Here is a 26,793-nt window from a genome sequence, read left to right on the forward strand (position 1 = left end):
GCGGGCGCTCAGCCCTGGTGGTCGGCCGCGGCGCCGAGCGGGTGCATGCCGGTCAGGGCCGCGACCCAGGAGGTCGGGACGCCGGCGAGGCGGTGGTCGTAGGCGCGCACGGCCGCCGCGTGGAAGGCGATGTCGCCCGCCAGCCGGCGCTCGGCGTCCTCGACGGCGCGGCGGACCGCGGAGTCGGTGCCGCCGTCGGCGGCCTCGGCGCGGGCGTCGACGCGGTTCAGCGACAGGTCGGCCAGCCGCGAGCGCCGCTGCTCGGCGAGCGCGCCGGCCTCCACGGCCAGGTCGCGCAGGCGCACGAGGGCCGCGCGCGTGCTCGCGGCCCACGCGACCGCGAGCAGCACGAGGACCACGACGAGGACGAGGACGACGGTCCCACCGGTGCCCACGTCAGCCCCCCAGCCCGATGTCGGCCAGGCCGAAGGCGGCGCGGTAGGGCAGCCCCTCGGCCTCGACGCGCTCACGCGCCCCGGTGGCCCGGTCGACGATCACGGCGACGCCGACGACGTCGGCGCCCGCCTCGCGCAGCGCCTGGACCGCCGTGAGGACGGAGCCCCCCGTCGTCGAGGTGTCCTCGACGGCCAGCACCCGGCGGCCCGCGACCTCGGGGCCCTCGATGCGGCGCTGCAGCCCGTGGGCCTTCTCGGCCTTGCGCACCACGAACGCGTCCAGCGGCGCGCCCTTGGCCTGCGCCCAGCCGGCGGCGTTCGCGGCGTGGACCATGGCCAGCGCCACCGGGTCGGCGCCCAGCGTGAGCCCGCCGACGGCCTGGAAGTCCCAGTCGGCGACGAGGTCGAGCATCACGGGCCCGATGAGCGCGGCGGCCTCCCCGTCGAGGCTGGTGCGGCGCAGGTCGACGTAGTGGTCGGCCTCCTTGCCGGAGGAGAGGGTCACGCGGCCGCGCACGACGGCCCGGGCGGCGATGAGGGCGGCGAGCCGGTCGCGGGCCTGCTGACCGGCGGCGGGCGGGGAGTCGGTCACAGGGCGGAACTCTAGTCAGCCGCCGGGCCGCGGACCGCCGCGCCGCACCCGCACCGCCGGGGGTGGGTGTCCGCAGCGCCGGGTAACCTCCACGCTCGTGCGCCTGGCGACCTGGAACGTGAACTCCGTCCGTGCCCGCCTCGACCGCGTCCTCGCGTGGGTGGAGCGCAGCGACGTCGACGTCGTCGCGCTGCAGGAGACCAAGTGCAAGGACGAGCAGTTCCCCGAGCAGGCGTTCGCGGAAATCGGCTACCAGGTGGCCCACCACGGCCTGTCGCAGTGGAACGGCGTCGCGCTCCTCTCCCGCGTCGGCCTCGACGACGTCAGCACCGCCTTCTCCCCCGACGTCCCCGCGTTCGGCGACCCGGCCGTCGTCGAGGCGCGCGCGCTGGGCGCGACGTGCGGCGGGGTGCGGGTCTGGTCCCTGTACGTGCCGAACGGCCGGGCGCTGGGCGACCCGCACTACGACTACAAGCTGCAGTGGCTGGACCGGCTGCGCGCGGCCGGCACGCAGTGGCTCGGCGAGGACCCGGCCCGGCAGGTCGCGCTCGTCGGCGACTTCAACATCGCCCCCACCGACGAGGACGTCTGGGACCCGGCCGTGTTCGCCAGCTCCACCCACGTCTCGGCGCCGGAGCGGGCCGCGTTCCAGGCCCTCGTCGACGCGGGGTTCACCGACGTCGTGCGGCCCCACGCGCCCGGCCCGGGCGTCTTCACGTACTGGGACTACACGCAGCTGCGCTTCCCCAAGCGGCAGGGCATGCGGATCGACTTCGTGCTCGGCAGCCCCGCCCTGGCGGCCCGCGTGACGGGCGCGACGATCGACCGGCAGGAGCGCAAGGGCAAGGGCGCCTCCGACCACGCACCCGTGATCGTCGAGCTCGCGGACTGACGCGGGGAGCCGTCCCGAACGGCCCGGTGATCACGACTGCGCCGAACGGTGGACTTGTCCCCCAACGCCGCCCGCGGGGGCGACGCGAGGGGGTCGTCTCACTAGATTCGCTGAGGTGCGAACCCCCGTCACGAGCCACGACCTCGAGTGCGTCGAGCTGAACGCGTCCACCGACGCGCGCGGCCATCGCGCGGTGTCCCTGCTCCTGCAGTCGTGGGCGCGGCAGCAGGTGCCCGGGGACACCGTGTCCCGCGGCCGGCTGCTCGTCGCGGCCAGCGAGCACAGCGCGTTCGCGGGCGACGCCCGGCGCTGCCTGAAGCTGGCGCAGCAGGCGCTGGCCACCGGCGACCACGTCGCCCCCGACACCCGCTGCTACGTCGTGTCCGCGCTGCTGCTGTGCGGGCGCACCCACGAGGCGGTGCTGCTGGCCCACGAGGTGCTCGACGAGCGCGGTGACGACGTCGAGGCGCACATCTTCCTGGGCGACGAGTTCTCCTGGCACCACGACAGCGAGGAGGCCACCCGCATCTACACGCTGGGGCTGTTCCGCTGCGCGCAGGACGACGAGGACACCGACGCCCTGCTCGGCGCGTGGCGGCGCGGGCGCGCCCCGCACGGGGTCGTCGACGTCCGGCGCGGCCAGCCGGTCACCGTCCACGACTGACCCGTCCACGACCGACCGCGCCCCTGACCGGGCCACCGGCCCGGACCCGTCAGGGGACGAGCTCGCCGGCCTCGACGGCGACGTCGACGGTGTTGCCCGGCGAGGGCAGCGGGCACGCCCACTCGGGGTCGTACGCGCACGAGGGCGGGTAGGCGAAGTTCAGGTCGACCACGAGCCCGCCGTCGAGGGAGCCGAGGTCGGCGCCCTTGACGGTGTCCAGGACGTACCGGCCGCCGCCGTAGCCGCGGCCCGGGTCCTTGATCGGCAGGAACAGCCCGCCGCCGTACTGGTCGAGCCACCACACGTCCAGGCCGCCGACGCCCGGCAGCTCCACGCGCCCGATGCGCTCGAAGGCCACGGTCCCGTCGGTGCCGGTGACGGACTCGCGGCGCTGCGCGGGGGCGTCGCGCACCTCGGCGACGAAGCGCAGCGCCGGGTCGTAGGGCGCCACGAGCAGCCCCGTGAACCCGGCGCGGTCGGCGGGCAGCAGGGGCGAGGCGGGGTGGGTCGCGAACAGCTCGTCGCGCCCGGCCCGCCACAGGGCGTGGCCGGCCTCCGGGCTGGGGGCGGCACGCACCGCGGCGTACAGGGCACCGATGCGGCGGCGCCAGTCGAGGACGTCGAGGCGGCTCACGCGGGCACCGAGGCCCGGCCGAGCGCGTCCGTGAACGCCATCCAGGACAGCAGCGCGCACTTCACGCGCGCCGGGTAGCGCGAGACGCCCGCGAGGGCGACACCGTCGCCCAGCACGTCCTCGTCGCCCGGGTCGGTGCCGCGGCTGGTGAGCATGGCGCGCATCGCGGTGTGCACGGCGAGGCCGTCGGCGACGCTGCGCCCGACGACGAGCTCGTGCAGCACCGACGCGGACGCGCGGGAGATGGAGCAGCCCAGCGCGTCGTAGGACACGTCGCGCACGGTGTCGCCGTCCAGGTCGAGGCGCAGGGTCACCTCGTCGCCGCAGGTGGGGTTCACGTGGTGCACCTCGGCGTCGAAGGGGTCGCGCAGCCCGGCGCCGTGGGGGCGCTTGGAGTGCTCGAGGATGAGCTCGGCGTACAGGTCCATCAGGCGAACACCTCCCGCACGCGGTGCAGGCCGGCGACGACGGCGTCGACCTCGCCGACCGTGTTGTACGGCCCGAAGCTCACGCGGGTCGTGGCCGCGACGCCGAAGCGGCGGTGCAGCGGCCAGGCGCAGTGGTGGCCGACGCGGACGGCGATGCCGTCGTCGTCCAGGACCTGCCCGACGTCGTGGGCGTGCACGTCGTCGACGACGAAGGACACGACCGCGCCCCGCTCGGCGGTCCCGGCGGGCCCGAGGACGCGCACCCAGGGCAGCTCGCCCAGCGCGTCGAGCAGCCGCCCGACGAGGCGGCGCTCGTGCGCCTCCACGCGCGCCATGCCCGTGCCGTCGGCGCCGAGGGCCGTGAGGTGGTCGACGGCCGCGTGCAGCCCGACGGCCTGCGCGGCCATCGGCACGCCCGCCTCGAACTTCTGCGGCGCCGGCGCGTACGTCGAGCCCTCCATGCGGACCGTCTCGATCATCGAGCCGCCCGTGAGGAACGGCGGCATCGCGTCGAGGACCTCGGCGCGGCCCCACAGCAGCCCGACCCCGGAGGGCCCGAGCATCTTGTGGCCCGAGAACGCGGCGAGGTCCACGCCCAGACCCGGCAGGTCGACCGGCAGGTGCGGCACGGACTGGCAGGCGTCCAGGACGAACAGCGCGCCGACGCGGTGCGCGGCCGCGGCGAGCTCGGCCACGGGCGTGATCGTGCCCAGCACGTTCGAGACGTGGGTCGTGGCCAGCACGCGGGTGCGCGGCGACAGGACGCGGTCGAGGTCGGCGAGGTCGAGGTGCCCGTCGTCGGTGACGCCGAGCCAGCGCAGCGTCGCGCCCGTGCGGCGGCACAGCTCCTGCCACGGCACGAGGTTCGCGTGGTGCTCCATCTCCGTCACGACGACCTCGTCGCCGGGGCGCAGGACGAAGCGGTCGTCCGCCTCGGCCGTGCCCAGGGCGCGGTAGGCCGTCGCGGAGCTGAACGCGTGCGCGACGAGGTTGAGGCTCTCGGTGGCGTTCTTGGTGAACACGACCTCGTCGGCGGGCGCCCCGACGAACCCGGCGACCGCGGCGCGCGCGGCCTCGTAGGCGTCGGTCGCCTCCTCGGCGAGCTGGTGGGCGCCGCGGTGCACGGCGGCGTTGTGGCGCTCGTAGAAGTCGCGCTCCGCGTCGAGCACGGCGCGGGGCTTCTGCGACGTCGCGCCGGAATCCAGGTAGACCAGCGGGCGGCCGTCGCGCACGGTGCGCGCGAGGATCGGGAAGTCCGCCCGGATCGCGGCGACCTCGGCGTCGGTGAACGGCTCCGCGGCGGTGTCCGCCGCGGGCGCCGACGTGCTGCTGAGGGTCATGCGAGCACCGTAACCGCGCACCCGTCCGACCCCCCAACCCCGCGTCGACCACGCGGTGGCACCGGCGTGATCACCGACGGGTGGGCAGCAGGTCCGCGGGTTAGCGTGCACCGTGGCTCGCGACGTGGACATCGTGCTGTTCGGCGCCTCCGGATTCGTCGGGAAGCTGGTGGCCGCGCACCTCGCCGCCCACGCGCCCGCGGGGACGCGCATCGCCCTGGCCGGCCGCTCGCGGGAGCGGCTGGAGGCCGTGGCCCGCGACCTGGGCCCCGTCGCCGCGGACTGGCCCGTCGTGGTGGCCGACGCCGCCGACCCGGAGTCGCTGCGGGCGATGGCGGAGTCGGCGACCGTCGTCGTCTCGACCGTCGGGCCGTACCTGCGCCACGGGCTGCCCCTGGTCGAGGCGTGCGCCCGCGCCGGCACCCACTACGCCGACCTCACGGGCGAGGTGCTGTTCGTGCGGCGCAGCATCGACACCGTCGAGGAGACGGCCCGCGCGAGCGGCGCGCGGATCGTGCACTCCTGCGGGTTCGACTCCGTCCCCTCCGACCTCGCGGTCCACCTCGCCCACGCGTGGGCGCAGGCGGAGGGCGCGGGACCGCTCGAGAGCGCGACGCTGGAGGTCCTGTCCGCGCGCGGCGGGTTCAGCGGCGGCACCGTCGACTCGCTGCGCCTGCAGCTGGACACCGCGCGCAGCGACCCGCAGGCGCGCCGGCTGCTGGGCGACCCGTACGGCCTGAGCCCCGACCGCGCCGCGGAACCCGACCTCGGCCGCCAGCCCGACGCGTTCCGCCCCCACCGGCGCTCCGCGACGGGCGACTGGGTCGCGCCGTTCGTCATGTCCTCGCACAACACGCGGATCGTGCGGCGCAGCAACGCGCTGCTCGGGCACGCCTACGGGCCGCGGCTGCGCTACGCCGAGGTCGTGGCGTTCCGCGGGCGCACCGCCGCCCTGCAGGCCGCCGCGGTCACGGGGTTCCTCGCCGGGCTCACGGGACTGCTGGCCGTAGGCCCCGTCCGCCCCCTGCTGGACCGCCTCCTGCCCTCCCCCGGCACCGGCCCGAGCGAGCGCACGCGGCGCACGGGCCACTTCCGGCTGCGCCTGGACGCCCGCACCGAGGGCGGGCGCCGCTGCACGGTCACCGTCGCCGCGCAGGGCGACCCCGGCTACGCCGCGACGGCGGTCATGATCGGCGAGAGCGCCCTGGCGCTCGCGCTCGACGGCGACCGCCTGCCCGACCGCGCGGGCGTCCTCACGCCCGCCACCGGCATCGGGACCCCGCTCGTCGAGCGGCTGCGCCGCAACGGGTTCACGCTCGACGTCCGGGTCTGACCCGGGCGCACCAGCCGGCCGGCCGTCCCGGTGCGCTCACCAGGGCAGGGTCCCGTCCTCGTCCTGGAGCGTCCCGGTCGGGCCGGCGGGGTCGGGGGTGGCCCAGGCGGACGACGACGCGCGCGCTCTCCTGCACCGGTCGCCCGATGCCGAACGCGGCGGTCATGTCGGTGGCCGTGGCGCCCGGCTCGACCGCGTTGAACCGGATGCCGGGCTGCGCCTTGGCGTACTGCACCGTCAGCATCGTGGCCGCGGCCTTGGACGCCGCGTACAGCGCGAGGGGGAACCCGGACTCGGGCCGGTCGGGGTTCGTCACCGCCCAGAACGAGCCCATGCTGCTGGAGACGGTGACGACGGTGGGGTTCGCGGACCGGCGCAGCAGCGGCAGCGCGGCCTCCGTGACGAGCACGACGCCGACGGCGTTCGTCGTGAACGAGCGCAGCGCGGCGGGGCCGTCGAGCGCGGTCTCCAGGACCCCCGCGTTGTGGATGAGGACGTCCAGGCGGCCCTCGGCGGCGTCGACCGTCGCCAGGGCCCGGCGCACCGACTCCTCGTCGGTCACGTCGAGCTGGACGAACCGCGCCCCGAGCTCCGCGGCGGCCTTCTCGCCGCGCTCGGCGTCCCGCGCCCCGACGTAGACCTCGTGCCCCAGCTCCAGCAGCTGCCGGGCGGTCTCGTACCCGAGGCCCTTGTTGGCCCCGGTGATCAGTGTGACGGTCATGTCTCTCCCTGCTCGCGTGGCCCGTTCGGGCCGTGCCGAACGCTAGGAACGGCCCGCGGGAGCAGCCAGAGCCCCGCTCGGACGGGGGTCCCGCAGGACCCTCCCCGGGCCCCGCGCGCCGCCGTACGCTCGCCCCGTGAGCGAGTCGACGAACCCCCTCGGGGCGTTCCTGCGGGCGCGGCGGGAACTGGTGACGCCGGAGCAGGTGGGTCTGGTGGACACCGGGGTGCGGCGCGTGCCGGGCCTGCGGCGCGAGGAGGTCGCGATGCTCGCCGGCATCAGCGCCGACTACTACCTGCGCCTGGAGCGGGGCCGTGACCGCCACCCCTCCGTGCAGGTGCTGGAGTCGATCGCCGGGGTGCTGCAGCTCGACGACGAGCACGTCGCACACCTGCTGACGCTGGTCGCGGAGGTCCCCCGCCGGCGCAGGCGCCGGGCGCGCCGGCAGACCCCGCCGGCGGGCGCGCTGAAGCTGCTGGACTCCCTCGCCCAGCCCGCGTTCATCGAGGACCGGTACTTCGACATCCTCGCCGTAAACCGGCTGGCGACCGCGCTGTCGCCCGGCACCGTCGTCGGCGGGAACCAGCTGCGGGACCTGTTCCTGGACGCGGCGACGCAGGCCCTCTACCCGGAGTGGGAACAGGTGACGGAGTGCTTCGTCGCGAACCTCCGGCAGGCCGTGGGGACAGACGTCGACGATCCCCGCTTCATCGAGCTCACCGGTGAGCTGTCGCTGGCGAGCGCGCGGTTCCGGCGGCTCTGGCCCGGCACGAGGTGCGGGGGCAGCACGGCTCGCCGCTCCGGTTCGACCACCCGCAGCTCGGGACGATGACGCTGAACCGGGAACGGCTGGCGATCAGCGGCACCGACGACCTGATGCTCGTCGTCCTGCACCCGGACGCCGGCTCGGGCGACGCCGAGAAGCTGGCCCTGCTCGCCTCCAGCGCGCTGCCCACCGCGGGGGCGCCGGAGGACGCCCTGCGCTCCGCCTGACCACCCGGTCAGTCCTGCGCCGCCACCGGGGTCAGCCGCCCGAGCTCCGCCGCGTCGGGGCATCCCGGCCCCGTCAGGCCGTAGTAGCCCGGGGCCTGCTGGTCCGCATCCGTCGTGTTCTCGTCCGCCGCGTCCCCGTCGTCAGCCGACGGGTCGTCGACGCCGACCTCGCCGAACGGCTCGCCGTTCGCCAGGACCGTCGTCACCGCCCCGGTGGGCACGTCCGCCGCCAGCAGGGTGTCGACACCCCCCGAGGCCGTCACGAGCTCGACCCCGTGCTGCTGGAAGCTGAACCGCACGACGCCGGTGTCGGGGCGGGGCAGCTCGGTGCCCCAGCAGACGACGACCCGCTGCGTGGGGGCGGGATCGTCCGCGCCGCAGCCGGCCGACGCGCCGAGGACGGCGCCGAGCAGCACCGCGGCCCACCGCCGGTTCCTGGTCACCGACGGAGTGAAGCACGCCGGCGCCCCGTCCACGTGCTCCTCGGGGGAACTCCCCGCGCCCGCCCGGACACCGTCGGTCGACCGGCCGGACCTGCACTGGCACCCGCGCCGGTCCGCGGGCACAGTGTCGCCAGGGTCGAGCCGCCGGCCCGTCGTCCGAGGGCGGCCGCCGGCCGCGACGGGAGGCGTCCCATGCGCGCCATGGTGTACCGCGGGCCGTACCGCGTCCGCGTCGAGGAGAAGGACCGCCCGCGCATCGAGCACCCGAACGACGCGATCGTGCGGGTGACGCTCGCCGCGATCTGCGGGTCCGACCTGCACCTGTACCACGGGCTGATGCCGGACACCCGGGTCGGGATGACCTTCGGGCACGAGTTCATCGGGGTCGTCGAGGAGGTCGGCGGGTCGGTGCAGTCGGTGAAGCCCGGCGACCGGGTCATGGTCCCGTTCAACATCTCGTGCGGCTCCTGCTTCTACTGCGCCCGCGGGATGCTCGCGAACTGCCACAACGTCAACCCCAACGCGACCGCGGTGGGCGGCATCTACGGGTACTCCCACACGACGGGTGGTTACGACGGCGGCCAGGCCGAGTACGTCCGGGTGCCGTTCGCCGACGTCGGGCCGACCCTGATCCCCGACTGGATGCACGACGAGGACGCGGTGCTGCTCACCGACGCCACGGCCACCGGGTACTTCGGCGCGCAGCTCGGGGACATCCGCGAGGGCGACGTGGTGGTCGTGTTCGGCGCGGGGCCCGTCGGGCTCGTCGCGGCGCAGTCGGCGTGGCTCATGGGCGCGGGGCGGGTCATCGTCGTCGACCACCTCGACTACCGGCTGGAGAAGGCGAGGACCTTCGCGCACGCGGAGACGGTGGACTTCACCGAGCACGACGACGTCGTCGTCCACCTCAAGCGGATCACCGACCACCTCGGCGCCGACGTCGCCATCGACGCGGTGGGGGCCGAGGCGGACGGGAACCTGCGCCAGCACGTCGCCGCCGCGAAGCTCAAGCTGCAGGGCGGTTCCGCGGTGGCGCTGAACTGGGCGATCGACTCCGTCCGCAAGGGCGCGACGATCTCCGTCATGGGGGCCTACGGCCCGATCCCCAACTCGGTGAAGTTCGGGGACGCCATGAACAAGGGGCTGACCCTGCGGATGAACCAGTGCCCCGTGAAGCGCCAGTGGCCGCGGTTGTTCGAGCACGTCCGCAACGGCCACCTGACCCCTCGCGACCTCGTGACGCACCGGATCCCGCTGGAGCACATCGCCGAGGGTTACCACATCTTCTCGTCGAAGCTGGACGAGTGCATCAAGCCCCTCGTCGTCCCGAACGCCGCCTGAGGAGGTTCCCGTGACCTACCGACCGCAGAAGCCGCCCCTGCCGGAGACGACCGAGGAGCTGCGCGCGCGCATCCCCGGCTGGGGCGTCGACCTCGACCCCGCCGACCGCCCGTCCGTGCCGCAGGAGGTGTTCGACCCGGGCGCCTACGGCGCGCGGTGGGAGTTCCCCGAGCGCCAGCCGGAGCTGCTGCCGCGGGAGCGCTCGATCGAGCACGCGTTCCTGACGCCCGTGTTCGGCACCTCCGCGCCGCTGAAGGGGTTCTCCGGCGCCGTGCGCCGCTACGCCTACCGCCGCTTCAGCGAGGGCCGCGCCGCCCACTGGCTGCTGCTGGTGGCCGGGGACCGCCTCGACGTCCTGGAGAGCACCGTCGGCTCCTACGCCTCGAAGCACCCGGACAACCCGTTCGCCGAGACGGGTGTCCGCGCGGAGTTCACGCACCACGGCGTGCGGTCGCGGCTGGGCCGGGGCCGCGCGGACGTCAAGCACGCGTGGATGGACCCGGTCGTCGTCGGCGGGCCGTGGCTGGCCGCCGGTGCGGGACTGGCGGTGGGCGCCACGGCGCTCGTGCGGCGCCTCGGCCGCGGGAACTGAGGCGGGCACGCGTGGGTCCCGAACGCAGCGAGGTGGTCGACCTCTACCGGCGCTACCTGGCCTGCTGCAACGCGCACCGCTTCGACGACCTGGGCGAGTTCGTCGCCGAGGGCGTGAGCGGCTCCGGGCCCGTCGACGGGCTGGCCGCCTACGTCGAGGGGGTCCGGGCGGTCGGGACGGGTTTCCCGGACTACCGCTGGGAGCTGCAGGACCTGGTCGTGGAGGGGACCACGATCGCCGCCCGGCTCACGGGGCGGGGGACGCACACCGGGACCTTCAGCGGCGTCGCCCCGACCGGGCGGCGGATCGCCGTCCAGGAACTGGTCGTCTACCGGGTCGCCGCCGGGCGGATCGCCCACTGCTGGGGCGATCTGTTCCCCGTCGTCCGCGACGCCCTCACGCGCCCGGGCGGTCCATCCGCAGGCGACGCTCCTCGCTGATCGTGAAGTAGTCCGCAGGTCCGCCGCCGCGCAGCAGCGGGTCCGCGGCGAGGGTGTCGAAGACCCCGTCGACGAGCACCCGGTCGTCGATGTGGATCATCACGACCTCGCCCAGGACCAGCCAGGCGTCGACGCCCTGCTGCGCGGTGTCGGTCAGCTCCTGCACGCGGGTGACGCGGCACTCGAAGGCGACCAGGCTCTCCGCCACGCGGGGCGGGCCCACGAGCACCGAGGGTGCGGGGGTCAGCCCGGCGAGCTCGAACTCGTCCACCTCGGGTCCCACCGGGGCGGAGGTCTGGTTCATCCGCTCCGCCAGCGGCACCGACGCGAGGTTCCACACGAACTCCCCGCCGGCCTCGGCGTTGGCGACGCTGTCCTTGCGGCCGGTGCTGGAGAAACCCACGATCGGCGGGCGGTAGTTGAAGAGGTTGAAGAAGCTGTACGGCGCGAGGTTCCTCGTCCCGTCCGCCGCCGTGGTCGACACCCAGCCGATGGGCCGGGGCGCGACGATCGAGTTCAGCGGGTCGTGCGCCAGGCGGTGGCCGTCGCAGGGTTCGTAGGAGTGCACGAGCCACGACGCTACCCGGGGCTCCTGGCGCTCTCCCTGGCAGCTCCCGGGTCCGTCGTCCTCGTGGCCCCGACCGGCGGGCGTGTCGAGGCGGGCACGACGACAGCACTGACCGAACCGTGGCCGTGGCTAGCTGGCCCGTCGTTGCGGTGGGTCCTCGGCGTCCGCGCGCAGGCGGGTGCCGAGGTCGCGGGTGAGCTGACGGTCGGAGGGGTAGGTGTTGCGCACCCACGGTCGTGGCGCGCTGTGGCCGGGCCAGCGCGGCTCGCGGTGGATCCACCGGGCCTCGACCGTGCGGTCGGGGCGGAGCCTCACCTCGAGGTGTCTCGCGTGCCAGGCGCGGTGGTGGGCCGGGCAGAGCAGGACCATCCGGTCGAGGTCGGTGGTGCCGCCGTTCTCCCACTCCGGGACGTGGTGGGCCTCGCACGCCCACGGCGCGGTCGTGCAGCCCGGTGCCACGCAACCACCGTCGCGGACGGCCAGCGCGGTCCGCTGGCTTCGGGTGGCGAGGCGGGTGGTCCGGCCGAGGTCGAGGACCGCACCCGCGGGGGTCTTCAGCACCCGCTGCAGCGTCGCGCCGCAGGCCAGGTAGCCGAGGGTGGCCGTGGAGACCGGGCCGTGGCCCTCGACGGTGGCCGTGGTCTGCGCCGTGCGGTGCTCCAGCGCGGCCTGGACGTCGGCGACGGTCGCCACGACGGAGACCCGGGCGCTCTCGGCGACGGCGGGGCCGCTCGCGGCCGCGCCGCGCTGGACCAGGGTGACGAAGGCGTCGGCGTCGCGCTGCCGCTTCGAGCGCGGGTCCCGCACCGCCTCCCCGTTCTCGGTGACCTGCACGGGCAGCGGCGCCGACGCCGCGGCGAGGGCCTGCCTCACCACGAGCGCTGCGGTCTCGTCCAGGTCCACGGTGAACCGCGTCATCCCGCCGCTGGGCGCACCCACGACCAGGCCGCGGCGGGCGGCGGCGTCGGGGTCGGAGAACGCGCGGTCCTCGTGGTCGGGATCGAGGGTCAGGACCAGTTCCCGGGCGAGGCGGCCGGCGACCCCCGGGCAGTGCCGGGCGGCGCTGCGGGTGAAGTGGGCATCGAGTAGTTCGGCGTTGCGGTGCTCGACGACCTCCCCCGAGGTGGTGTCGGTCATCGTCGTCGTGCCGCGCCGGATCGGGGTCGGGATGCGGTGCAGCGACTGGACCGCGACGTCGAGGTGGGCCCGCGACGCGTTCCCGGCGGCGAGGGCGTCGCCCAGGTGCTGCAGCGCGCCACGGTCACCGTCGCTGCCACCGACGCCGCCGTCCCACACGACCGAGGGATCGGTGACCTTCGCGGCCTCCACGTCGCGGTTCGCCTGGCCGCGGGTGAGGTGGTTCGGCGCGCAGGCCAAGAATCGGGCGGTCTCCGACGCGGAGGACCCCACGTCCCCGAGGCCCCGCAGCAGGTGCAGGTACGCGGCGTCCACCTGGTGCCGCAACCGCAGGAACGCCGTCACCGCCTCCTGCGCCGCGGGCAGGGAGAACTCCGCCGGCCTGCTGTCCAGGACCCCCCGCAGCGCGCCCTCGAGCACAGCGAACGGCTGCGTCAGGGGCTGCTCGTCGGTCCAGGTCACGTCTGAAGTCTACTCGAACGGACGTTCGATGGACAGAGTAACCTTCTGTGCTGCAACAGTTTCAGCACACCGGGTGACCACCGTGTGCTTGCCCCCGTAAGGTTCCCGGGTGATCGACCACGGGAACCTCGTCAGATCGCCCGACGTCCGGGGCGCGACGTCGTGAGGGGTTTCACCCTGTCCCCCGGCGACGACCTGGACGGGTTCGTGGTGGCCGGGGACGCCGGCCCGCACGCCGGTGGCACGCGCGACGGGGAGGACACGTCCGGTGGGTGAGAGAGGGGGACGGCCCGGGCCGCGACCGGTCACCGCGCCGTCGCTGGCGCAGGACCTGACCGCTCTCGGGGTCCGCACGGGTTCCACGGTCATCGTCCACACGTCGCTGTCCGCCCTGGGGTGGGTGGTCGGCGGCGAGCAGGCCGTCGTGGCCGCCCTGCGGGCGGCGGTGGGACCGGCCGGGACGATCGTGATGCCGGTCCAGTCGTGGCAGCTGTGCGACCCGGCCCTGCTCCATCAGACCGATCCGTCCTGGTGGCCGCTGGTGCGCGAGCACCTGCCGGTCTACGACGCCGCCACCACCCCGAGCCGGACGATGGGTGCCGTGGCGGAGCACTTCCGCACCCTGCCCGGGACGCTGCGCAGCGCCCACCCCCACCGATCCTTCGCGGCCGCGGGCCGGCTGGCGCACGAGGTGGTCGCCCGGCACGACCTCAGCGAGCCGATGGGTGAGGGGTCCCCGCTGGCCGTCCTCCACGACCTCGAGGCGGACGTCCTGCTCCTCGGCGTCGGCGCCGCGAAGTGCACCGCGCTGCACCTGGCCGAGCACCGCTGCGAGTACCCCGGCAAGCACCGGGTGACCAACGGCGCCGTCGTGCTCGTCGACGGGCAGCGGCGGTGGCGCTCCTGGCAGGAGCTCGCGGTCAGCGCCGACGACTTCGAGGAGGTCGCCGACGACTTCGCCGCCACCACCGGCCTGCGCCGCACCGGCGCGGTCGGCGCGGGGGTGGGGCAGCTGCTGCCGGTGCGGCCGCTCGTCGACCACGCGACCGAGTGGTTTCCCCGCCACCGCGGCGGGTGAGCCGTTCTAGGAGGCCGGCTCCGCGGCCCCGCCGGTCTCCCCGCGCGCGGCCCGCAGGCGGGCGAGCGCCTCGCGGTCCTGCTCCTTCCAGCGGGCCGCGGCCTGCACGCCGCTGATGTCGTGGACCTCGCCGACCTCCGCCCACGTCGCCCCGAAGTGCACGGCGGCGCGACGGTCGTCGGGCGAGTCGGAGCCCGCGGCGACGGCCGCGGCGAGCTGGCGCAGGTGGCGCTCCTTGCGGGCGACGGCCTCGGGGTCGACCGGCTGCAGGTAGCGGACCTTGGTGGCCCGCACGGTCGCCGGCCGGCCCTGCTCGTCCTGCACGAGCAGCTGCAGCGGCTCGCCCACGGCGCAGGAGCGCACCTCCACGAGCGGCAGGACGACGCCGTCCAGCGGGCTCGGGGTGAGGGTCGGGACCGTGTCGGTGCTGCGCAGGACCGTGCGCGCGTCGAGGTCCAGGCGGACCGTCACGCGGGAGGCGCGGACCCGCCACGTCCCGGTGCCGGCGTCGTCGAGCACGCGCACCGGCGCACCCCGCGGCGGGATCAGCTCGGCGAGGTGCTGCAGGTCGTCGTCCATGCCCCGATCATCCCGGACGCGCGGCGGCCTCCAGGACACCGCGTCCTGACCCGCTGCGCCGCAGCACCTGCGCCCGTCCCGGACGCGGTCAGGGGTGGCGGTGGGCGCCCTTGACGACCTTGTCGACGGCGTTCTTCGGCCCGTGCACGGCCAGGCCCACGAGGTCGAGGTCCTCCCCCGCGACGGCGCGGACGGCGGCGCGGTTGGCGGCGTCGTGGCCGGTGGAGAACATCGCGGACGTGAACACCGCGACGGGCAGCTCGCGGCCCAGGGCGCGGGTGCGCGCGGCCGCGAGGACGTCGGCGCCGCCCTCGAGCACGATCACGGGACGCCCCAGCAGCGGCAGGTACGCGGTGCCGTCGGCGTCGGCGTACGGCTCGCCGACGAGGTCGCCGTGGCGGGCCGTGAGGCCGGAGGCGAGGAACGCCGTGACGTTCAGCCGCTGCCACACCGGCAGGTCGTCGCGGAGCACCACGACGGTCTTGGTGTCGAAGCGGACGGGCTCGTCGGCGGCGGGAGCGGGGACGTCGGCGATGGGGGCGGAGCTCTCGGTCACCCGCTCAGGCTCGCGCCCCCGCCGCACAGGTTCTTGTACGTTCTTGACGTGCCGGACGGCGAGCGGGTGCGCAGCTGGCGGCCGGACGTCCCGGGGGTCGCCGAGGTCCTGCACGCGCGGTTCACCGAGCACGCCTACCCGCTCCACACGCACGACACCTGGACGGTGCTACTCGTCGACGAGGGCACCGTCGCCTACGACCTGGACCACCGCGCGCGCACCACGACCCCGTCGCTGGTCACGCTGCTGCCGCCGCACGTGCCGCACGACGGGCGCGCCGCGTCCGCGCAGGGCTTCCGCAAGCGGGTCCTCTACCTGGAGCCCGACGTGCTGCCCGTCAGCCTCAGCGGGGCAGCGGTCGACGCACCCGTGCTGCTCGACCCCGGCGTCGGGCGGGCCGTGTCCCGGCTGCACGCGGCCCTGGTCGTCCCCGGCGAGGAGCTGGAGGCCGCGAGCCGGACGGCGCTGCTCACCGCGGGGCTGCGGACCCTGCTGGCCCGCCGCGGCACGCCCCCGCCGCCGCGGCCGGACCCGTCGCTGGCGCGGCGGCTGCGCGACCTGCTCGACGCCGACGTCGTCGCGGGCGTCACCCTGGCCGAGGCGTCAGCGGCGCTGCAGGCCGACCCGGCCCACCTGGTGCGCGCCTTCCGCACCGAGTTCGGGCTGCCCCCGCACCGCTACCTCACGGGGCGGCGGGTCGATCGGGCGCGGCGGATGCTGCTGGCCGGGGTCCCGCCGGCGGAGGCCGCCGTCCTCGCCGGGTTCTACGACCAGTCCCACCTCACGCGGCACTTCAGGCGCGTGCTGGGGGCTCCACCCGGCCGGTTCGGAACCCGGCGCTGACGCGGGCCCGCACCCAGTCGAGCAGGGCCACGCCCTGCACGCGCTGGAACTCCCGGACCGTCGGCAGCCCGGGCGGCGGGGGCTGCCGGGCGGCGTCGAGGAAGTAGCCCACCAGGCCCGCGAGGACCCCCGTCAGGTCGTCGGGGTCCACGTCCCGCGTCAGCGGCAGCGTCGCGAGCAGCCCGTCGACGTCGTGGCCGCCGAACCGCTCGACCTCGACGAGCAGCAGCAGCGTGTCGAGCCACGCGGGCCCGCGGCAGGCCCACGGCCAGTCCACGAGCACCGCACCCGCCCCGGTGACGAGGACGTTGTCGGCCCGCAGGTCCCCGTGCACGAGGGTGTCGCCGTCCAAGGCCGCGAGACCGCGGACGGCGAGGCGCCGCAGCGGTTCCAGGTCCGGCAGCGCGGGTTCGGGAGGACCGGGGCGCTCGGCGAGGCGGTCGAGACCCGCGAGCTGGGCCGCCATGGCCGTGCGGGCGTCGGGCAGGTCCGGCACGGGGCACGGCGTCGCCCGCTGCGCGAGGTCCGCCAGCGCCCGCAGCACGGCGTCGAGGTCGGTCCGGGTCCAGGGCAGCGCGGGAACTGCGCCGTCGACGTCCTCGAGGACGAGCGCGACCCAGCCGTCGACGTCCACGGCGCCCAGCAGCGCCGGGACGGGCAGGTCGCTCGGCAGCCACCCGGCGATGCGGGCCTCGTCGCGGTGGATCCCGGGGCTGTCGGGGTTCAGCGGGAGCCCGACGGCCTTGACGAAGGCCCGCCGCGCGTCCGCGGTGCGGACCCGGTCCGCGGAACCCGGGGAGAAACCCCCCGGCTGGCTGACGGCGCGCACCACCGGGGAGCCGAGCACGTCCTCGACGCCCCGGCGCACGGCCGCGGGCAGCGCGGCGAACGCCACGCGCGAACCCCCGGAACCCAGCACGCCCGCCAGGCTGGCAGAGCCCGGCGGGCGTGGTCGAGCGGTTTCCCCGGCCCGCGCGAGCGGAGCGGGCGACGTGCGTCGGGCGACGCGGGAGCACAGGGAGGTCCTCGGCGTCGCTCGTCACGTCCTGCGCCGGTGTGGAACAGTTCCGTCCGCCGGTCGAGACCGCGCAGACCCGACGCCGACGACCGCGAGGACGACATGGAGATCACCGGGTACCGCCTGCTGACGACCTACCACGACTGGGGTCGTCCGATCGGTGACGTCAACGGGTTCATCGCCTCGGGGATCACCGCCGTGCCGCTGGTGCTCCTGGAGACGGACGCCGGGGTGACGGGTGTCGGCGTCGGTTCCCACCAGGACGTGGACAAGCTCTTCCCGGCCCTGGAGGGACAGGACCCCCGGGCGACGTCGTGGCTCTACGACCGCATGCTCGCCCGCGTGTTCAAGGCCGGGCACGCCGGCGCGACGTTCGGGGGGATCGGCACCCTGGACACGGCGCTGTGGGACCTCAAGGCGAAGCTCGCCGGGGAACCGCTCTGGCGTCTGCTCGGAGCGGGCGACCGCTTCGTCCCCGGCTACGCCTCCCCCCTCGACATCGCCCTCAGCGACGAGGAGCTCGCCGGCTTCTTCGCCGACGCCGTCGCGCGCGGGTACACGAGCGGCAAGCTCAAGGGAGGCCGCGACGTCGACACCGACCTCCGCCGGCTGCGCCTCGTGCAGGACCTCCTGCACGAGGGCACGACCTCGCCGACGCTCATGCTCGACGCGAACGAGTCGTGGAACCTCAAGCAGGCGGTGCGCTACGTGAGCCGCCTCGAGACGCAGGTCGACCTGGCGTGGATCGAGGAACCGCTGCGGCGGTGGGACGCCGACGGCCACGCGCGACTCTCCGGCGCCGTCCGGGCGGCGGTCGCGACCGGCGAGAACCTCACGGGCCTGGAGCAGTTCCGGCCGCTCTTCGACGCCCGGGGGGTGGACGTCGTCCAGGGGGCCGCCGTCTGGGGCGTCACCCACTTCCTGCGGCTGGCCGTCGCCGCCCACAGCCGCGACCTGCCCGTCAGCCCCGTCGGCCTCAGCCTGAACCCGTCGGTGGCGCACGCGGCGGCCGCGGTCCCGAACCACCTCACGGCCGAGGTGCAGGACTTCGGGCAGCCGCACGGGCTCAGCGTCGACCAGCAGTTCGTCGACGGCGGCATCGTCCTGGGCGACGAGCCGGGCAACGGGATCAGCGTCGACGAGGACGCGATCCTGTCCGACCCGCGCTCGGCGTCCTGGCTGGTCGCGGCCGGCCCCCACGTCCGATCCCCCCGGGCCGGGCTGCGGCTGGAGGTCTGACGGGACGACCGGACGGCCCCGCTGCGCCCGCCGGACCCGGCGGACGCAGCGGGGACACCCGGATCAGACCGCGGTGACGGCCGTGTCCGCGCGCCGCACGACGAGGCCGGTGCGCCGGGCCGAACCCGGGTCGTCCAGGTCGAGGGAGAACCCGCCGTCCTCGACGTCCACCTCGACGGTGTCGCCGTCGCGGACGGTCCCGGACAGCAGCGCCTTCGCGAGCCGGTCACCGATCTCGCGCTGCACCAGCCGGCGCAGCGGCCGGGCCCCGTAGGCGGGGTCGTAGCCCGTGATCGCGAGCCAGTCCTTGCCCGCGTCGGTGACCTCCAGCGCGATGCGGCGGTCGGCGAGCCGGGCCGCGAGCCGCTGGACCTGCAGGTCCACGATGCGCGACAGCTCCTGCGTCGACAGCGGGTCGAACACCACGACGTCGTCGAGGCGGTTGAGGAACTCCGGCTTGAAGTTCGCCCGCACCGCGCTCATCACGGCGTCGCGCTTGGTCTCCTGCGACAGCTCCGGGTCCACCAGGAACTGCGAGCCCAGGTTCGAGGTGAGCACCAGGATGACGTTGCGGAAGTCCACCGTGCGGCCCTGGCCGTCGGTCAGGCGACCGTCGTCGAGGACCTGCAGGAGGATGTCGAACACCTCCGGGTGGGCCTTCTCCACCTCGTCGAGCAGCACGACCGAGTAGGGGCGGCGCCGGACGGCCTCGGTGAGCTGACCGCCCTCCTCGTAGCCGACGTAGCCCGGAGGGGCCCCGACGAGGCGGGCCACCGCGTGCTTCTCCGCGTACTCGCTCATGTCGATGCGGACCATGGCCCGCTCGTCGTCGAAGAGGAAGTCCGCCAGCGCCTTCGCGAGCTCCGTCTTACCCACCCCGGTGGGGCCGAGGAACAGGAACGAGCCGGTCGGGCGGTCGGGGTCGTTGACCCCGGCCCGGCTGCGGCGCACCGCGTCCGAGACGGCGCCGACGGCCTCGGCCTGGCCGATGAGGCGGCTGCCCAGGAACTCCTCCATGCGCAGCAGCTTCGCGGTCTCGCCCTCCAGGAGGCGGCCGGCGGGGATGCCCGTCCAGCCCGCGATCACCTCGGCGATGTCGTCGGGACCCACCTCGTCGGCCACCATCGGCGGCTGCGAGATCCCGGAACCCTCCGCCTGCTGGGCGGCGGCCAGGTCGGCCTCCAGGCCGGGGATGCGGCCGTAGAGGATCTCGCTGGCGCCCGCGAGGTCACCCTCGCGCTGCAGCCGCTCGGCCTGCGAGCGCAGCTCGTCGACGGTCTTCTTCAGGTCGCCGACCCGGTTCAGGCCCGCCTTCTCCTGCTCCCACCGGGCGTTCAGCGCGGTCAGCTGCTCCTGCTTGTCGGCCAGCTGCGCGCGCAGCGCACCGAGCCGCTCGCGGGAAGCGACGTCGTCCTCCTTGGACAGCGCCAGCTGCTCCATCTTCAGCCGGTCGACGGCGCGGCGGAGCTCGTCGATCTCGATGGGCGAGGAGTCGATCTCCATGCGCAGCCGGGACGCGGCCTCGTCGACGAGGTCGATCGCCTTGTCGGGCAGCTGCCGGCCGGAGATGTAGCGGTCGGACAGCGTCGCGGCGGCGACCAGGGCGGCGTCGGAGATCGACACCTTGTGGTGCGCCTCGTAGCGCTCGCGCAGGCCGCGGAGGATGCCGATGGTGTCGGGCACGCTCGGCTCGCCGACGAACACCTGCTGGAAGCGGCGCTCCAGCGCGGGGTCCTTCTCGATGCGCTCGCGGTACTCGTCCAGCGTGGTCGCGCCGACGAGGCGCAGCTGACCGCGCGCGAGCATGGGCTTGAGCATGTTGCCCGCGTCCATGGAACCCTCGGCCGCACCCGCGCCGACGACGGTGTGCAGCTCGTCGATGAAGGTGACGACCTGCCCCTCGGAGTTCTGGATCTCGGTCAGGACGGCCTTCAGCCGCTCCTCGAACTCCCCGCGGTACTTCGCGCCCGCGACCATCGAGGCGAGGTCCAGGGAGATGAGGCGCTTGCCGCGCAGGGACTCCGGGACGTCACCCGCGACGATGCGCTGGGCCAGGCCCTCGACGACGGCGGTCTTGCCGACGCCGGGCTCGCCGATGAGGACGGGGTTGTTCTTGGTGCGGCGGCTCAGCACCTGCACGACGCGGCGGATCTCGGCGTCGCGGCCGATGACCGGGTCGAGGCGGCCCTGGCGGGCCTGCTCCGTGAGGTCGACGCCGTACTTCTCCAGCGACTTGTAGGTGCCCTCCGGGTCGGGCGAGGTGACCTTCGCGCCGCCGCGCACGGCGGGCAGGGCGTCGAGCAGCGCGTCGCGGGTCGCGCCGACGGCGCGCAGCGCCTCACCGGCGGCGGACGTCGAGGCGGCCGCACCCAGCATCAGGTGCTCGGTCGAGACGTAGGCGTCGTCGAGCCCGCGCGCCTCGTCGCCCGCGGCCTGCATGAGCGCCACGGCGGGGCGGGAGAGCTGCGGCTGGCTCACCGAGGAGCCGGACGCGCTGGGCAGCGACGCGAGCGCGCCCCGGACGCGGGTGGCGACCGTGGCGCGGTCGGCGCCGACGGCGTCGAGCAGGTGACCCGCGACGCCGTTGTCCTGCTCGAGCAGGGCGGCCAGCACGTGCAGGGGCTCGACCTGCGCGTGGCCCCCGGTGGTGGCGCGCCCGACGGCGTCGGCGAGGGCCTCCTGGGCGCGGGTGGTGAGCTTCAGGTCCACAGGTACCTCCAGGACGAACGGGGTGGACGACGACACCGGGGTCAACGATGCCAGAGTTGAGCTTGTTCCGCTCAACTCGGGTGGCGACCCGTCGGCGCCGACCCCCGAAGAGGGGCCGGACGAGTCGACGGGAACCCCTGCCGGCGCCCGGCGGGCCGTCCTACCGTCGGTCCGCGCGACCGCCCGGCGCGCACCCCTGCCGCCTCCCGGAGCCCGCGGTGACCGTTCCCACGACCTCGACCACGCTCGTCCCCACCCGCCTGGGCCGCCTGGCCGTCCGCACCGTGGGCGAGGGCCCCACGGCGGTCCTCTGGCCCAGCATGTTCGTCGACTCGCGCAGCTACGACCGCGTCGCCGAGGGCCTCGCCGCCGCCCGGCGCCTGGTCCTCGTCGACGGCCCCGGCTGGGGTGCGAGCGACCCGCTGCTGCGGACCACGACCATCGCCGAGTGCGCCCTCGCGGCGCAGGACCTCCTCGACGGCCTGGGCGAGACCGGGCCCGTGGACTGGGTCGGCAACGCCTGGGGCGGGCACGTCGGGTACCGGATCGCGGGGACGAGCCCGGGCCGGCTGCGCAGCCTGGTCGCGGCGAGCTCGCCGACCTTCCCGCTGCCGGCCGGACGCCGGCGGCAGCTGGCCGTCCTCGCGCACGTCGTGCAGCGCACCGGGATCGCCGGGCCGCTGCGCGGGATGGTCGCGCAGGCGCAGCTGACCGACGCGAGCCGCGCCGCCGACCCCGGGGCGGTTGCCGTCCTCACCGGCAGCCTCGCCGCGGCGGACCGGCGCAGCCAGGCCGCGAGCCTGCGTTCGTTCATCGTGGCCCGCACCGACCTGGGTGCCGAGCTCGCCCGCGCCCGGGTGCCCGTGCTGCTCCTGGCGGGCGACGACCGCGGGGACCTGAGCCCCGAGCAGGCCCGCGCGGCGGCGGCCACCTGCCGCGACGCCAGGGTGGTCGTGGTCCCCGGCGCGCGCACGCTGATCCCGGTGGAGCGCCCGGACGGGTTCACGGCCGCCGTGCTCGCGTTCTGGGCGGGACTGCCCACCGGGTGAGGGCGCGCCACCCCGACGCGAGCACCGCGACGAGGAAGATCGCCAGGGCCAGCAGCACGATCGTCCCGCCCGGCGGCGTCCCGAGCCGGTAGCTCGCCACGACCCCGCCGGTGCCGGCGACGAGGCCCACGGCGCACGCCGTGACCTGCACGGCCGCGAAGCTCGTGCAGGTGCGCTGCGCCGCGGCGACGGGCACCACCACGAGGGCGCTGACGAGCAGCAGCCCGACGGTCCGCATCGAGAGCACGACGGTGACCGCGGTGAGCACCGCGAGGCCCGCGGTCAGCGCCCGGGCGGGCAGGCCGACGGCGCGGGCGTGCTCCTCGTCGCTGGAGACGGCGAAGAACCACGGGCGCAGGAGCAGGACCGCGACCAGCAGCACCAGGGCCAGCGCGCCGAACGTGCGCACGTCGGCGGGGCTGGTCGTGGTGAGGGCGCCGAACAGGTAGCTCTCGAGGTTCGCGGGGCTCCCGGGTGGGGCTGCGCTCATCAGCACGACACCGCCCGCGATCCCGCCGTAGGAGATGACGGCGAGGGCCACGTCGCCGCCGGTGCGGCCGCGGGCTCTGACGGCCTCGACCGCGAGCGCCGCCGCGACGGCCGCGACGAGGGCGGTCCAGACGGGGGCGGAACCGGTCAGCACGCCCGCGGCGACCCCCGTGAGGGCGACGTGGCCGAGGCCGTCGCCGATGAGGGAGAGGCCGCGCTGGACGACGAAGGCCCCGACCAGCGGTGCGGCGACCCCGACGAGCGCGGCCGCCAGCAGGGCGCGGCGCATGAAGTCGTAGCTCCACAGCTCGAGCAGCTCCGTCACCGCCCCGCCACCGCGCCCTCGGTCGCGCGGACCCGCCCGTCCCGGACCTCGACGCGCCGGGTCACGAGGTCGCCGAGGGCCCCGGGGTCGTGGGTGACCACGACGAGGCCCACGCCCTGGTCGCGCAGCCGCCGCAGGACGGCGCCGACGACGCGCTGGTTGGCCTCGTCGACCCCGGCGGTGGGCTCGTCCAGGAGCAGCAGCCGCGGCTCGGACGCCAGCGCCCGGGCGAGCAGGACGCGACGCTGCTGCCCGCCGGAGAGCCGGGCCACCGCGTGGTGCGCCCGGTCCGCGAGGCCGACGGTCCGCAGCGCTGCGAGCACCGCGGCGCGGTCGCCGCGGCGCGCGGCGGGCGCCCACCGCCGCAGGGGCCCCGTCAGGGGCAGCCGCCCGACGGCGACCACCTCGGCCGCGGTCGCCGGCACGGAGGCGAGCACGGAGTGGCGCTGCGGGACGAGGGCCACCCGCGCCGTGCGCCGCAGCACCTCCCCCTCGACGACGTCGGCGAGCCCGAGCGCCGCGCGCACGAGGGTGGTCTTGCCGGCGCCGTTCGGCCCGGTGACCGCGAGGCACTCCCCGGCCCGCACGACGAGGTCGACGTCGCGCAGCAGCGGCACCCGGTCGTGACCCAGGGCCGCCGAGCGGAGCTCCAGCAGGAGCTCGGGGGCCTCCGGGGCCTGGAGACGCGGCGGAGGTGCGGGTCGGGTGAGCGGCATGGCGCGACCTTATCGGTAATGGTTCTCATCACTGCTACGGTCGGCGCCACCCCCGACCGCGGCCCACCGCCGCGGCCGCCGACACCACCGAAGGGTTCCCGTGCACCTCGCCTCCCGCACCCGCCGTCCGCTCGCCCTCGCCGCGACCCTGCCGCTCGCCCTGCTGACGGCCTGCTCGACGACCGGGGACACCGCCGCGCCCACCAGCGCCCCGTCCTCGAGCGCCCCGTCCTCGACCACCGCGGCCGACGGCGCGACGGTCGAGACCGGCGCCACCGAGGCGGCGGCCGCGTCGCCCCGGCTCGCCATCAGCTACGACGGCGGCGTCCAGGTCCTCGACGCGACGACGCTGGAGGTGCTGGCCGACGAGGAGTTCGAGGGCTTCACCCGCCTGAACCCCGCCGGCGACGGGCGGCACTTCCTGGTCTCCGGGAAGGGGGGTTTCCACGTCCTGGACGGGGGCTCCTGGGAGCAGCCGCACGGCGACCACTCCCACTACTACACCGCCGAACCCCGGGCCACGGGCACGGTGTTCGCCGCAGAGGAACCCGGACACGTCGTGACCCACGCCGGGCGCACCACGCTGTTCGACGACGGCACCGGGAACGTCGTCGGGTTCGACAGCACCGACCTCGAGGACGACGCCCGCACCATGCGCACGTACACCACCCCCGCCGCGCACCACGGCGTCGCGGTGGAGCTCCAGGACGGCCGCATGGTCGTCTCCGAGGGCACCGTCGACGCCCGCACGGGGATCCGCGTGCTGGACGCGCAGAACGCCGAGATTGCCCGGAACGACACCTGCCCCAGCGTCCACGGCGAGACCGTCGCCGCCGACGAGGCCGTCGTCATCGGCTGCACCGACGGGGTCCTGGTCTACCGGGACGGCGTCATCACCAAGGTCGCGAGCCCGGACGCCTACGGCCGCGTCGGGAACCAGTTCGGGACCGAGGAGTCCCCGATCGTCCTGGGCGACTACAAGACCGACCCCGACGCCGAGGTGGAGCTCACCACCCGCGTCTCGCTCATCGACACCACCACCGCGCAGCTGCGCCTCGTCGACCTGCCGTCGTCGTACTGGTACCGCTCCCTCGGGCGCGGGGAGGACGGCGAGGGCGTCGTCCTCGGCACCGACGGTGCCCTGCACGTCATCGACACCGCCGCCGGGTCCGTGACGCGGTCGGTCCCGGTCATCGCGCCCTGGGAGGTCCAGGAGGACTGGCAGTCCCCCCAGCCGCAGGTGTTCACGATGGACGGCACCGCGTACATCACCGACCCCGCGGCGAAGGCCGTGCACGCCGTCGACATCGAGACCGGCGAGGTGTTCGAGAGCGCCGACCTGACGGTCGTCCCGAACGAGCTCACGGGCGTCCCGGGCGAGGTCGACGACTCCGCCGCCGGCGCGTGAACCCCCTCCCGCGCAAGCTGTTCGCCACCGCCCTGCTGGCGGCCGCCACCACCCTCGCGGCGTGCGGGGGTGGCGCGGCGGCGCAGGAGGACCGCGCGGGGATCAGCGTCGTGACGTCGAGCTACCCCCTGGAGTTCGTGGCCGCCGCGGTCGCGGGCGGGCGCGCGCAGGTTGCGAACCTGACGCCGCCCGGCGCCGACACCCACGGCCTGGAGCTCTCGCCGCAGCAGGTCGGGAGCCTCGGCGAAGCCGACCTCGTCGTGCACCTGTCGGGCTTGCAGCCCGCCGTCGACGCGGCCCTGGACCAGCAGGCCCCCGCGCACGTCGTGGACGCGGCGCCGCTGGCGGACCTGCGGGGCGACCCGCACTTCTGGCTGGACCCGCGGCGGATGGCCGACCTCGGCCACGACGTCGCCGCCGGGCTCACGGAGGTGGACCCGGCGGGCGCGGCGGAGTACGACGCGGCCGCCGGACGACTGGAGGACAGCCTCACCGCGCTGGACACCGAGTTCACCCAGGCGCTGGAACCCTGCCGCGGTGCGACCCTCGTCACCTCCCACGAGGCCTTCGGCTACCTCGCCGCCCGGTACGGGTTGCAGCAGGTGGGGATCGCCGGCATCGACCCGCACGTCGAGCCCACCCCGGCCCGGGTGCGCGACGTCGTGGACGCCGTGCGCGGCCGGGGGGTGCGCACCGTGTTCTTCGAGGCCACCACGAGCCCGGCCGTCGCCGAGACGTTCGCCGACGACCTGGGCGCGGGAACGTCCGTGCTCCACCCGGTCGAGCGCGTCGGGACGGGCCAGGACTACCCCGGGCTCCTGCACGAGAACCTCGAGGCCCTGCGCACGGGCCTCACCTGCGGCTGACGCCCGACCTGTGGGTGAGCCCGCCGTGATCATGCAGGGATTACCCGCATGATCACGGCGGGGTGGGGTCAGAGGGTCAGGCTCGGGTGGAGCTTCGCGACCGACCAGGTCCGGCGGCGGTGGCAGGCGACGAGCGTGACGCCGATGGCCAGCAGCCCGAACACCACCAGGGCCCCGACGTCGCTCCACACCTGCGCCGTCGCGCCCTCGGCGATGAGGCGCCGCAGCCCCTGCACGCCGTAGGTGAGCGGCAGGAACGGGCTGAGGGCCTCGAAGAGCGGGCCCGCCGTCGCGACCGGGTAGGTGCCGCCGGCCGAGGCCAGCTGGAGCATGAGCAGGACCAGCGCGACGAGGCGGCCGATGCCGCCCAGCAGGGCGTTGAAGCACTGGTGGATGCTCGTGAACACGACGGCGACGAGCATCGCGAACCCGATCGTGGCCCAGGTGCTCGCGGAGCTGAGGCCGAGGAACAGGTGCAGGCACGCGAACAGCGCCCCGGCCTGCACGACGCCGAACGCCGCGCCCGGCAGCCAGCCCGACAGCGCCGCGCGCCAGGAGCTCGCGGTCGTCGCCAGCGCCCGCGGGGACACGGCCCGCAGCACCATGTACGTGATCATCCCGCCGATCCACAGCGACAGGCAGATGAAGTACGGCGCCAGCCCCTCGCCGTAGGCGCTCACGGCGTTGGCCCGCGTGAAGGTCGACTGCACCGGCGCGGCCGCGACCTGCGAGCGCTGGGCGCGGTCGGCGTCGGAGTAGGTCGGGACGGCGTCGGCGCCGGTGCGCAGCCCGTCGGCGAGCCGGGTGCTGCCGTCGGCCAGCTGGGCGGTGCCGTCGGCGAGCTGCGAGGCGCCGTCGCGGGCGCTGCCCGCCCCCGCGGCGAGCTGCTGCGCCCCGGTGTCGACCGCGTCGGCACCGCCGGCCAGGGTCGCCGCCCCGGACG

27 protein-coding genes and 2 pseudogenes are annotated in these 26,793 nt (G+C 75.5%); 13 read left to right on the forward strand and 16 right to left on the reverse strand.

Translation table 11 applies throughout. The features are described 5' to 3' along the window. Nucleotides 1-8: 8 nt before the first annotated feature. A complete protein-coding gene (locus F1544_RS12565) occupies nucleotides 9-395 on the reverse strand; it encodes a hypothetical protein (RefSeq protein WP_167585839.1) in 387 nt (128 codons plus the stop codon). 1 nt (nucleotide 396) lies between these two features. Continuing rightward, the gene (pyrE, locus tag F1544_RS12570; RefSeq protein ID WP_167585841.1) at nucleotides 397-987 is read right to left on the reverse strand and encodes an orotate phosphoribosyltransferase; all 591 of its coding nucleotides are present in this window, start codon (nucleotides 985-987) and stop codon (nucleotides 397-399) included. A 97-nt stretch (nucleotides 988-1,084) separates the two neighbouring features. Here pyrE and F1544_RS12575 point away from each other — a divergent pair, with 97 nt between their 5' ends. Both F1544_RS12575 and F1544_RS12580 read left to right on the forward strand, forming a co-directional pair. Continuing rightward, nucleotides 1,085-1,879, forward strand: a complete 795-nt coding sequence (locus F1544_RS12575) for an exodeoxyribonuclease III (protein ID WP_167585843.1) — start codon at nucleotides 1,085-1,087, stop codon at nucleotides 1,877-1,879. Between the two features lie 115 nt (nucleotides 1,880-1,994). Continuing rightward, complete coding sequence (locus F1544_RS12580; RefSeq protein WP_167585845.1) at nucleotides 1,995-2,543, forward strand: hypothetical protein; 549 nt, start codon at nucleotides 1,995-1,997, stop codon at nucleotides 2,541-2,543. A gap of 49 nt (nucleotides 2,544-2,592) precedes the next feature. Here F1544_RS12580 and F1544_RS12585 read toward each other — a convergent pair whose 3' ends face one another. From F1544_RS12585 to F1544_RS12595, 3 genes are read right to left on the reverse strand one after another with little or no spacing between them, the layout of a single operon-like run. Further along, nucleotides 2,593-3,177 carry a DUF1684 domain-containing protein gene (locus tag F1544_RS12585; protein WP_167585847.1) on the reverse strand — a complete coding sequence of 195 codons (585 nt, stop codon included), beginning with the start codon at nucleotides 3,175-3,177 and terminating at the stop codon, nucleotides 2,593-2,595. Beyond that, nucleotides 3,174-3,605, reverse strand: a complete 432-nt coding sequence (sufU, locus tag F1544_RS12590) for a Fe-S cluster assembly sulfur transfer protein SufU (protein ID WP_167585849.1) — start codon at nucleotides 3,603-3,605, stop codon at nucleotides 3,174-3,176. Before sufU ends, F1544_RS12585 begins: the two co-directional genes overlap by 4 nt. Further along, nucleotides 3,605-4,945, reverse strand: a complete 1,341-nt coding sequence (locus F1544_RS12595; protein ID WP_167585851.1) for a SufS family cysteine desulfurase — start codon at nucleotides 4,943-4,945, stop codon at nucleotides 3,605-3,607. The genes sufU and F1544_RS12595 overlap by 1 nt, the downstream gene beginning before the upstream one ends. Nucleotides 4,946-5,057: 112 nt before the next feature. Here F1544_RS12595 and F1544_RS12600 point away from each other — a divergent pair, with 112 nt between their 5' ends. Continuing rightward, nucleotides 5,058-6,278, forward strand: coding sequence for a saccharopine dehydrogenase family protein (locus F1544_RS12600; RefSeq protein WP_167585853.1), 1,221 nt, complete (start codon nucleotides 5,058-5,060; stop codon nucleotides 6,276-6,278). 36 nt (nucleotides 6,279-6,314) lie between these two features. Here the strand turns inward: F1544_RS12600 and F1544_RS12605 are convergent. Next, a pseudogene (locus F1544_RS12605) lies at nucleotides 6,315-6,999 on the reverse strand (SDR family NAD(P)-dependent oxidoreductase). Nucleotides 7,000-7,213: 214 nt separating this feature from the next. Here F1544_RS12605 and F1544_RS12610 point away from each other — a divergent pair. Then, nucleotides 7,214-7,992 (forward strand): annotated as a pseudogene (locus F1544_RS12610) (helix-turn-helix transcriptional regulator). A gap of 8 nt (nucleotides 7,993-8,000) precedes the next feature. Here F1544_RS12610 and F1544_RS12615 read toward each other — a convergent pair. Then, a complete protein-coding gene (locus tag F1544_RS12615; protein ID WP_167585855.1) occupies nucleotides 8,001-8,435 on the reverse strand; it encodes a hypothetical protein in 435 nt (144 codons plus the stop codon). A 192-nt stretch (nucleotides 8,436-8,627) separates the two neighbouring features. Here F1544_RS12615 and F1544_RS12620 point away from each other — a divergent pair, with 192 nt between their 5' ends. From F1544_RS12620 to F1544_RS12630, 3 genes are read left to right on the forward strand one after another with little or no spacing between them, the layout of a single operon-like run. Further along, nucleotides 8,628-9,776, forward strand: coding sequence for a zinc-dependent alcohol dehydrogenase (locus F1544_RS12620; protein WP_167585857.1), 1,149 nt, complete (start codon nucleotides 8,628-8,630; stop codon nucleotides 9,774-9,776). A 10-nt stretch (nucleotides 9,777-9,786) separates the two neighbouring features. After that, nucleotides 9,787-10,368: a hypothetical protein gene (locus F1544_RS12625; protein WP_167585859.1), complete on the forward strand. Its 582-nt coding sequence runs from the start codon at nucleotides 9,787-9,789 to the stop codon at nucleotides 10,366-10,368. A gap of 11 nt (nucleotides 10,369-10,379) precedes the next feature. Then, nucleotides 10,380-10,808, forward strand: coding sequence for an ester cyclase (locus tag F1544_RS12630; protein WP_308470043.1), 429 nt, complete (start codon nucleotides 10,380-10,382; stop codon nucleotides 10,806-10,808). On the opposite strand, the gene F1544_RS12635 is transcribed toward F1544_RS12630, so the two are convergent. Both F1544_RS12635 and F1544_RS12640 read right to left on the reverse strand, forming a co-directional pair. Beyond that, complete coding sequence (locus F1544_RS12635; protein WP_167585861.1) at nucleotides 10,765-11,376, reverse strand: flavin reductase family protein; 612 nt, start codon at nucleotides 11,374-11,376, stop codon at nucleotides 10,765-10,767. The genes F1544_RS12630 and F1544_RS12635 overlap by 44 nt on opposite strands. A gap of 129 nt (nucleotides 11,377-11,505) precedes the next feature. Next, the gene (locus F1544_RS12640; RefSeq protein WP_167585863.1) at nucleotides 11,506-12,975 is read right to left on the reverse strand and encodes an HNH endonuclease signature motif containing protein; all 1,470 of its coding nucleotides are present in this window, start codon (nucleotides 12,973-12,975) and stop codon (nucleotides 11,506-11,508) included. Nucleotides 12,976-13,243: 268 nt separating this feature from the next. On the opposite strand from F1544_RS12640, the gene F1544_RS12645 reads away from it, so the two are divergent. Continuing rightward, complete coding sequence (locus F1544_RS12645) at nucleotides 13,244-14,053, forward strand: AAC(3) family N-acetyltransferase (protein WP_167585865.1); 810 nt, start codon at nucleotides 13,244-13,246, stop codon at nucleotides 14,051-14,053. A 6-nt stretch (nucleotides 14,054-14,059) separates the two neighbouring features. On the opposite strand, the gene F1544_RS12650 is transcribed toward F1544_RS12645, so the two are convergent. Then, entirely contained in the window at nucleotides 14,060-14,632 is a 573-nt protein-coding gene (locus tag F1544_RS12650; protein WP_167585867.1) for a hypothetical protein, read from the reverse strand. A gap of 88 nt (nucleotides 14,633-14,720) precedes the next feature. Further along, entirely contained in the window at nucleotides 14,721-15,188 is a 468-nt protein-coding gene (locus tag F1544_RS12655) for a DUF2000 family protein (RefSeq protein ID WP_308470044.1), read from the reverse strand. 48 nt (nucleotides 15,189-15,236) lie between these two features. Here F1544_RS12655 and F1544_RS12660 point away from each other — a divergent pair, with 48 nt between their 5' ends. Next, nucleotides 15,237-16,031, forward strand: a complete 795-nt coding sequence (locus F1544_RS12660) for a helix-turn-helix domain-containing protein (RefSeq protein ID WP_167585869.1) — start codon at nucleotides 15,237-15,239, stop codon at nucleotides 16,029-16,031. Here the strand turns inward: F1544_RS12660 and F1544_RS12665 are convergent. Beyond that, nucleotides 15,982-16,950 carry a phosphotransferase family protein gene (locus tag F1544_RS12665; protein ID WP_167585871.1) on the reverse strand — a complete coding sequence of 323 codons (969 nt, stop codon included), beginning with the start codon at nucleotides 16,948-16,950 and terminating at the stop codon, nucleotides 15,982-15,984. The two genes, F1544_RS12660 and F1544_RS12665, sit on opposite strands and share 50 nt — an antisense overlap. 201 nt (nucleotides 16,951-17,151) lie before the next feature. Here F1544_RS12665 and F1544_RS12670 point away from each other — a divergent pair, with 201 nt between their 5' ends. After that, nucleotides 17,152-18,288 (forward strand): mandelate racemase/muconate lactonizing enzyme family protein, encoded by a 1,137-nt coding sequence (locus tag F1544_RS12670; RefSeq protein ID WP_167585873.1) that lies wholly within the window; start codon nucleotides 17,152-17,154, stop codon nucleotides 18,286-18,288. Nucleotides 18,289-18,351: 63 nt separating this feature from the next. Here the strand turns inward: F1544_RS12670 and clpB are convergent, their stop codons facing one another. Then, a complete protein-coding gene (clpB, locus tag F1544_RS12675) occupies nucleotides 18,352-20,997 on the reverse strand; it encodes an ATP-dependent chaperone ClpB (RefSeq protein ID WP_167585904.1) in 2,646 nt (881 codons plus the stop codon). A gap of 218 nt (nucleotides 20,998-21,215) precedes the next feature. Between clpB and F1544_RS12680 the strand changes: the two genes are divergently transcribed. Further along, nucleotides 21,216-22,046 (forward strand): alpha/beta fold hydrolase, encoded by an 831-nt coding sequence (locus tag F1544_RS12680; RefSeq protein WP_167585875.1) that lies wholly within the window; start codon nucleotides 21,216-21,218, stop codon nucleotides 22,044-22,046. Here F1544_RS12680 and F1544_RS12685 read toward each other — a convergent pair. After that, entirely contained in the window at nucleotides 22,000-22,860 is an 861-nt protein-coding gene (locus F1544_RS12685; RefSeq protein WP_208971772.1) for a metal ABC transporter permease, read from the reverse strand. The two genes, F1544_RS12680 and F1544_RS12685, sit on opposite strands and share 47 nt — an antisense overlap. Then, on the reverse strand, nucleotides 22,857-23,576 hold the full coding sequence (locus F1544_RS12690; protein ID WP_208971773.1) for a metal ABC transporter ATP-binding protein: 720 nt from the start codon (nucleotides 23,574-23,576) through the stop codon (nucleotides 22,857-22,859). The genes F1544_RS12685 and F1544_RS12690 overlap by 4 nt, the downstream gene beginning before the upstream one ends. Before the next feature lie 100 nt (nucleotides 23,577-23,676). Here F1544_RS12690 and aztD point away from each other — a divergent pair, with 100 nt between their 5' ends. Both aztD and F1544_RS12700 read left to right on the forward strand, forming a co-directional pair. Continuing rightward, complete coding sequence (gene aztD / locus F1544_RS12695) at nucleotides 23,677-24,984, forward strand: zinc metallochaperone AztD (RefSeq protein ID WP_167585877.1); 1,308 nt, start codon at nucleotides 23,677-23,679, stop codon at nucleotides 24,982-24,984. After that, complete coding sequence (locus F1544_RS12700) at nucleotides 24,981-25,850, forward strand: metal ABC transporter substrate-binding protein (protein ID WP_167585879.1); 870 nt, start codon at nucleotides 24,981-24,983, stop codon at nucleotides 25,848-25,850. Before aztD ends, F1544_RS12700 begins: the two co-directional genes overlap by 4 nt. A 68-nt stretch (nucleotides 25,851-25,918) precedes the next feature. Here the strand turns inward: F1544_RS12700 and F1544_RS12705 are convergent. Further along, a partial coding sequence (locus tag F1544_RS12705; RefSeq protein WP_167585881.1) for a YhgE/Pip family protein occupies nucleotides 25,919-26,793 on the reverse strand: 875 nt, incomplete at its 5' end.

Origin of the sequence: Kineococcus rubinsiae (assembly GCF_011839805.1) — a bacterium.
Taxonomy (GTDB): Bacteria; Actinomycetota; Actinomycetes; order Actinomycetales; family Kineococcaceae; genus Kineococcus; species Kineococcus rubinsiae.

What these genes read in the sequence shown, in the direction of transcription:
- F1544_RS12690 (WP_208971773.1), bottom strand. Translation starts at nt 23,576, where the DNA reads ATGCCGCTCACCCGACCCGCACCTCCGCCGCGTCTCCAGGCCCCGGAG.
- F1544_RS12620 (WP_167585857.1), top strand. Translation starts at nt 8,628, where the DNA reads ATGCGCGCCATGGTGTACCGCGGGCCGTACCGCGTCCGCGTCGAGGAG.
- sufU (WP_167585849.1), bottom strand. Translation starts at nt 3,605, where the DNA reads ATGGACCTGTACGCCGAGCTCATCCTCGAGCACTCCAAGCGCCCCCAC.
- F1544_RS12595 (WP_167585851.1), bottom strand. Translation starts at nt 4,945, where the DNA reads ATGACCCTCAGCAGCACGTCGGCGCCCGCGGCGGACACCGCCGCGGAG.
- F1544_RS12650 (WP_167585867.1), bottom strand. Translation starts at nt 14,632, where the DNA reads ATGGACGACGACCTGCAGCACCTCGCCGAGCTGATCCCGCCGCGGGGT.
- F1544_RS12670 (WP_167585873.1), top strand. Translation starts at nt 17,152, where the DNA reads ATGGAGATCACCGGGTACCGCCTGCTGACGACCTACCACGACTGGGGT.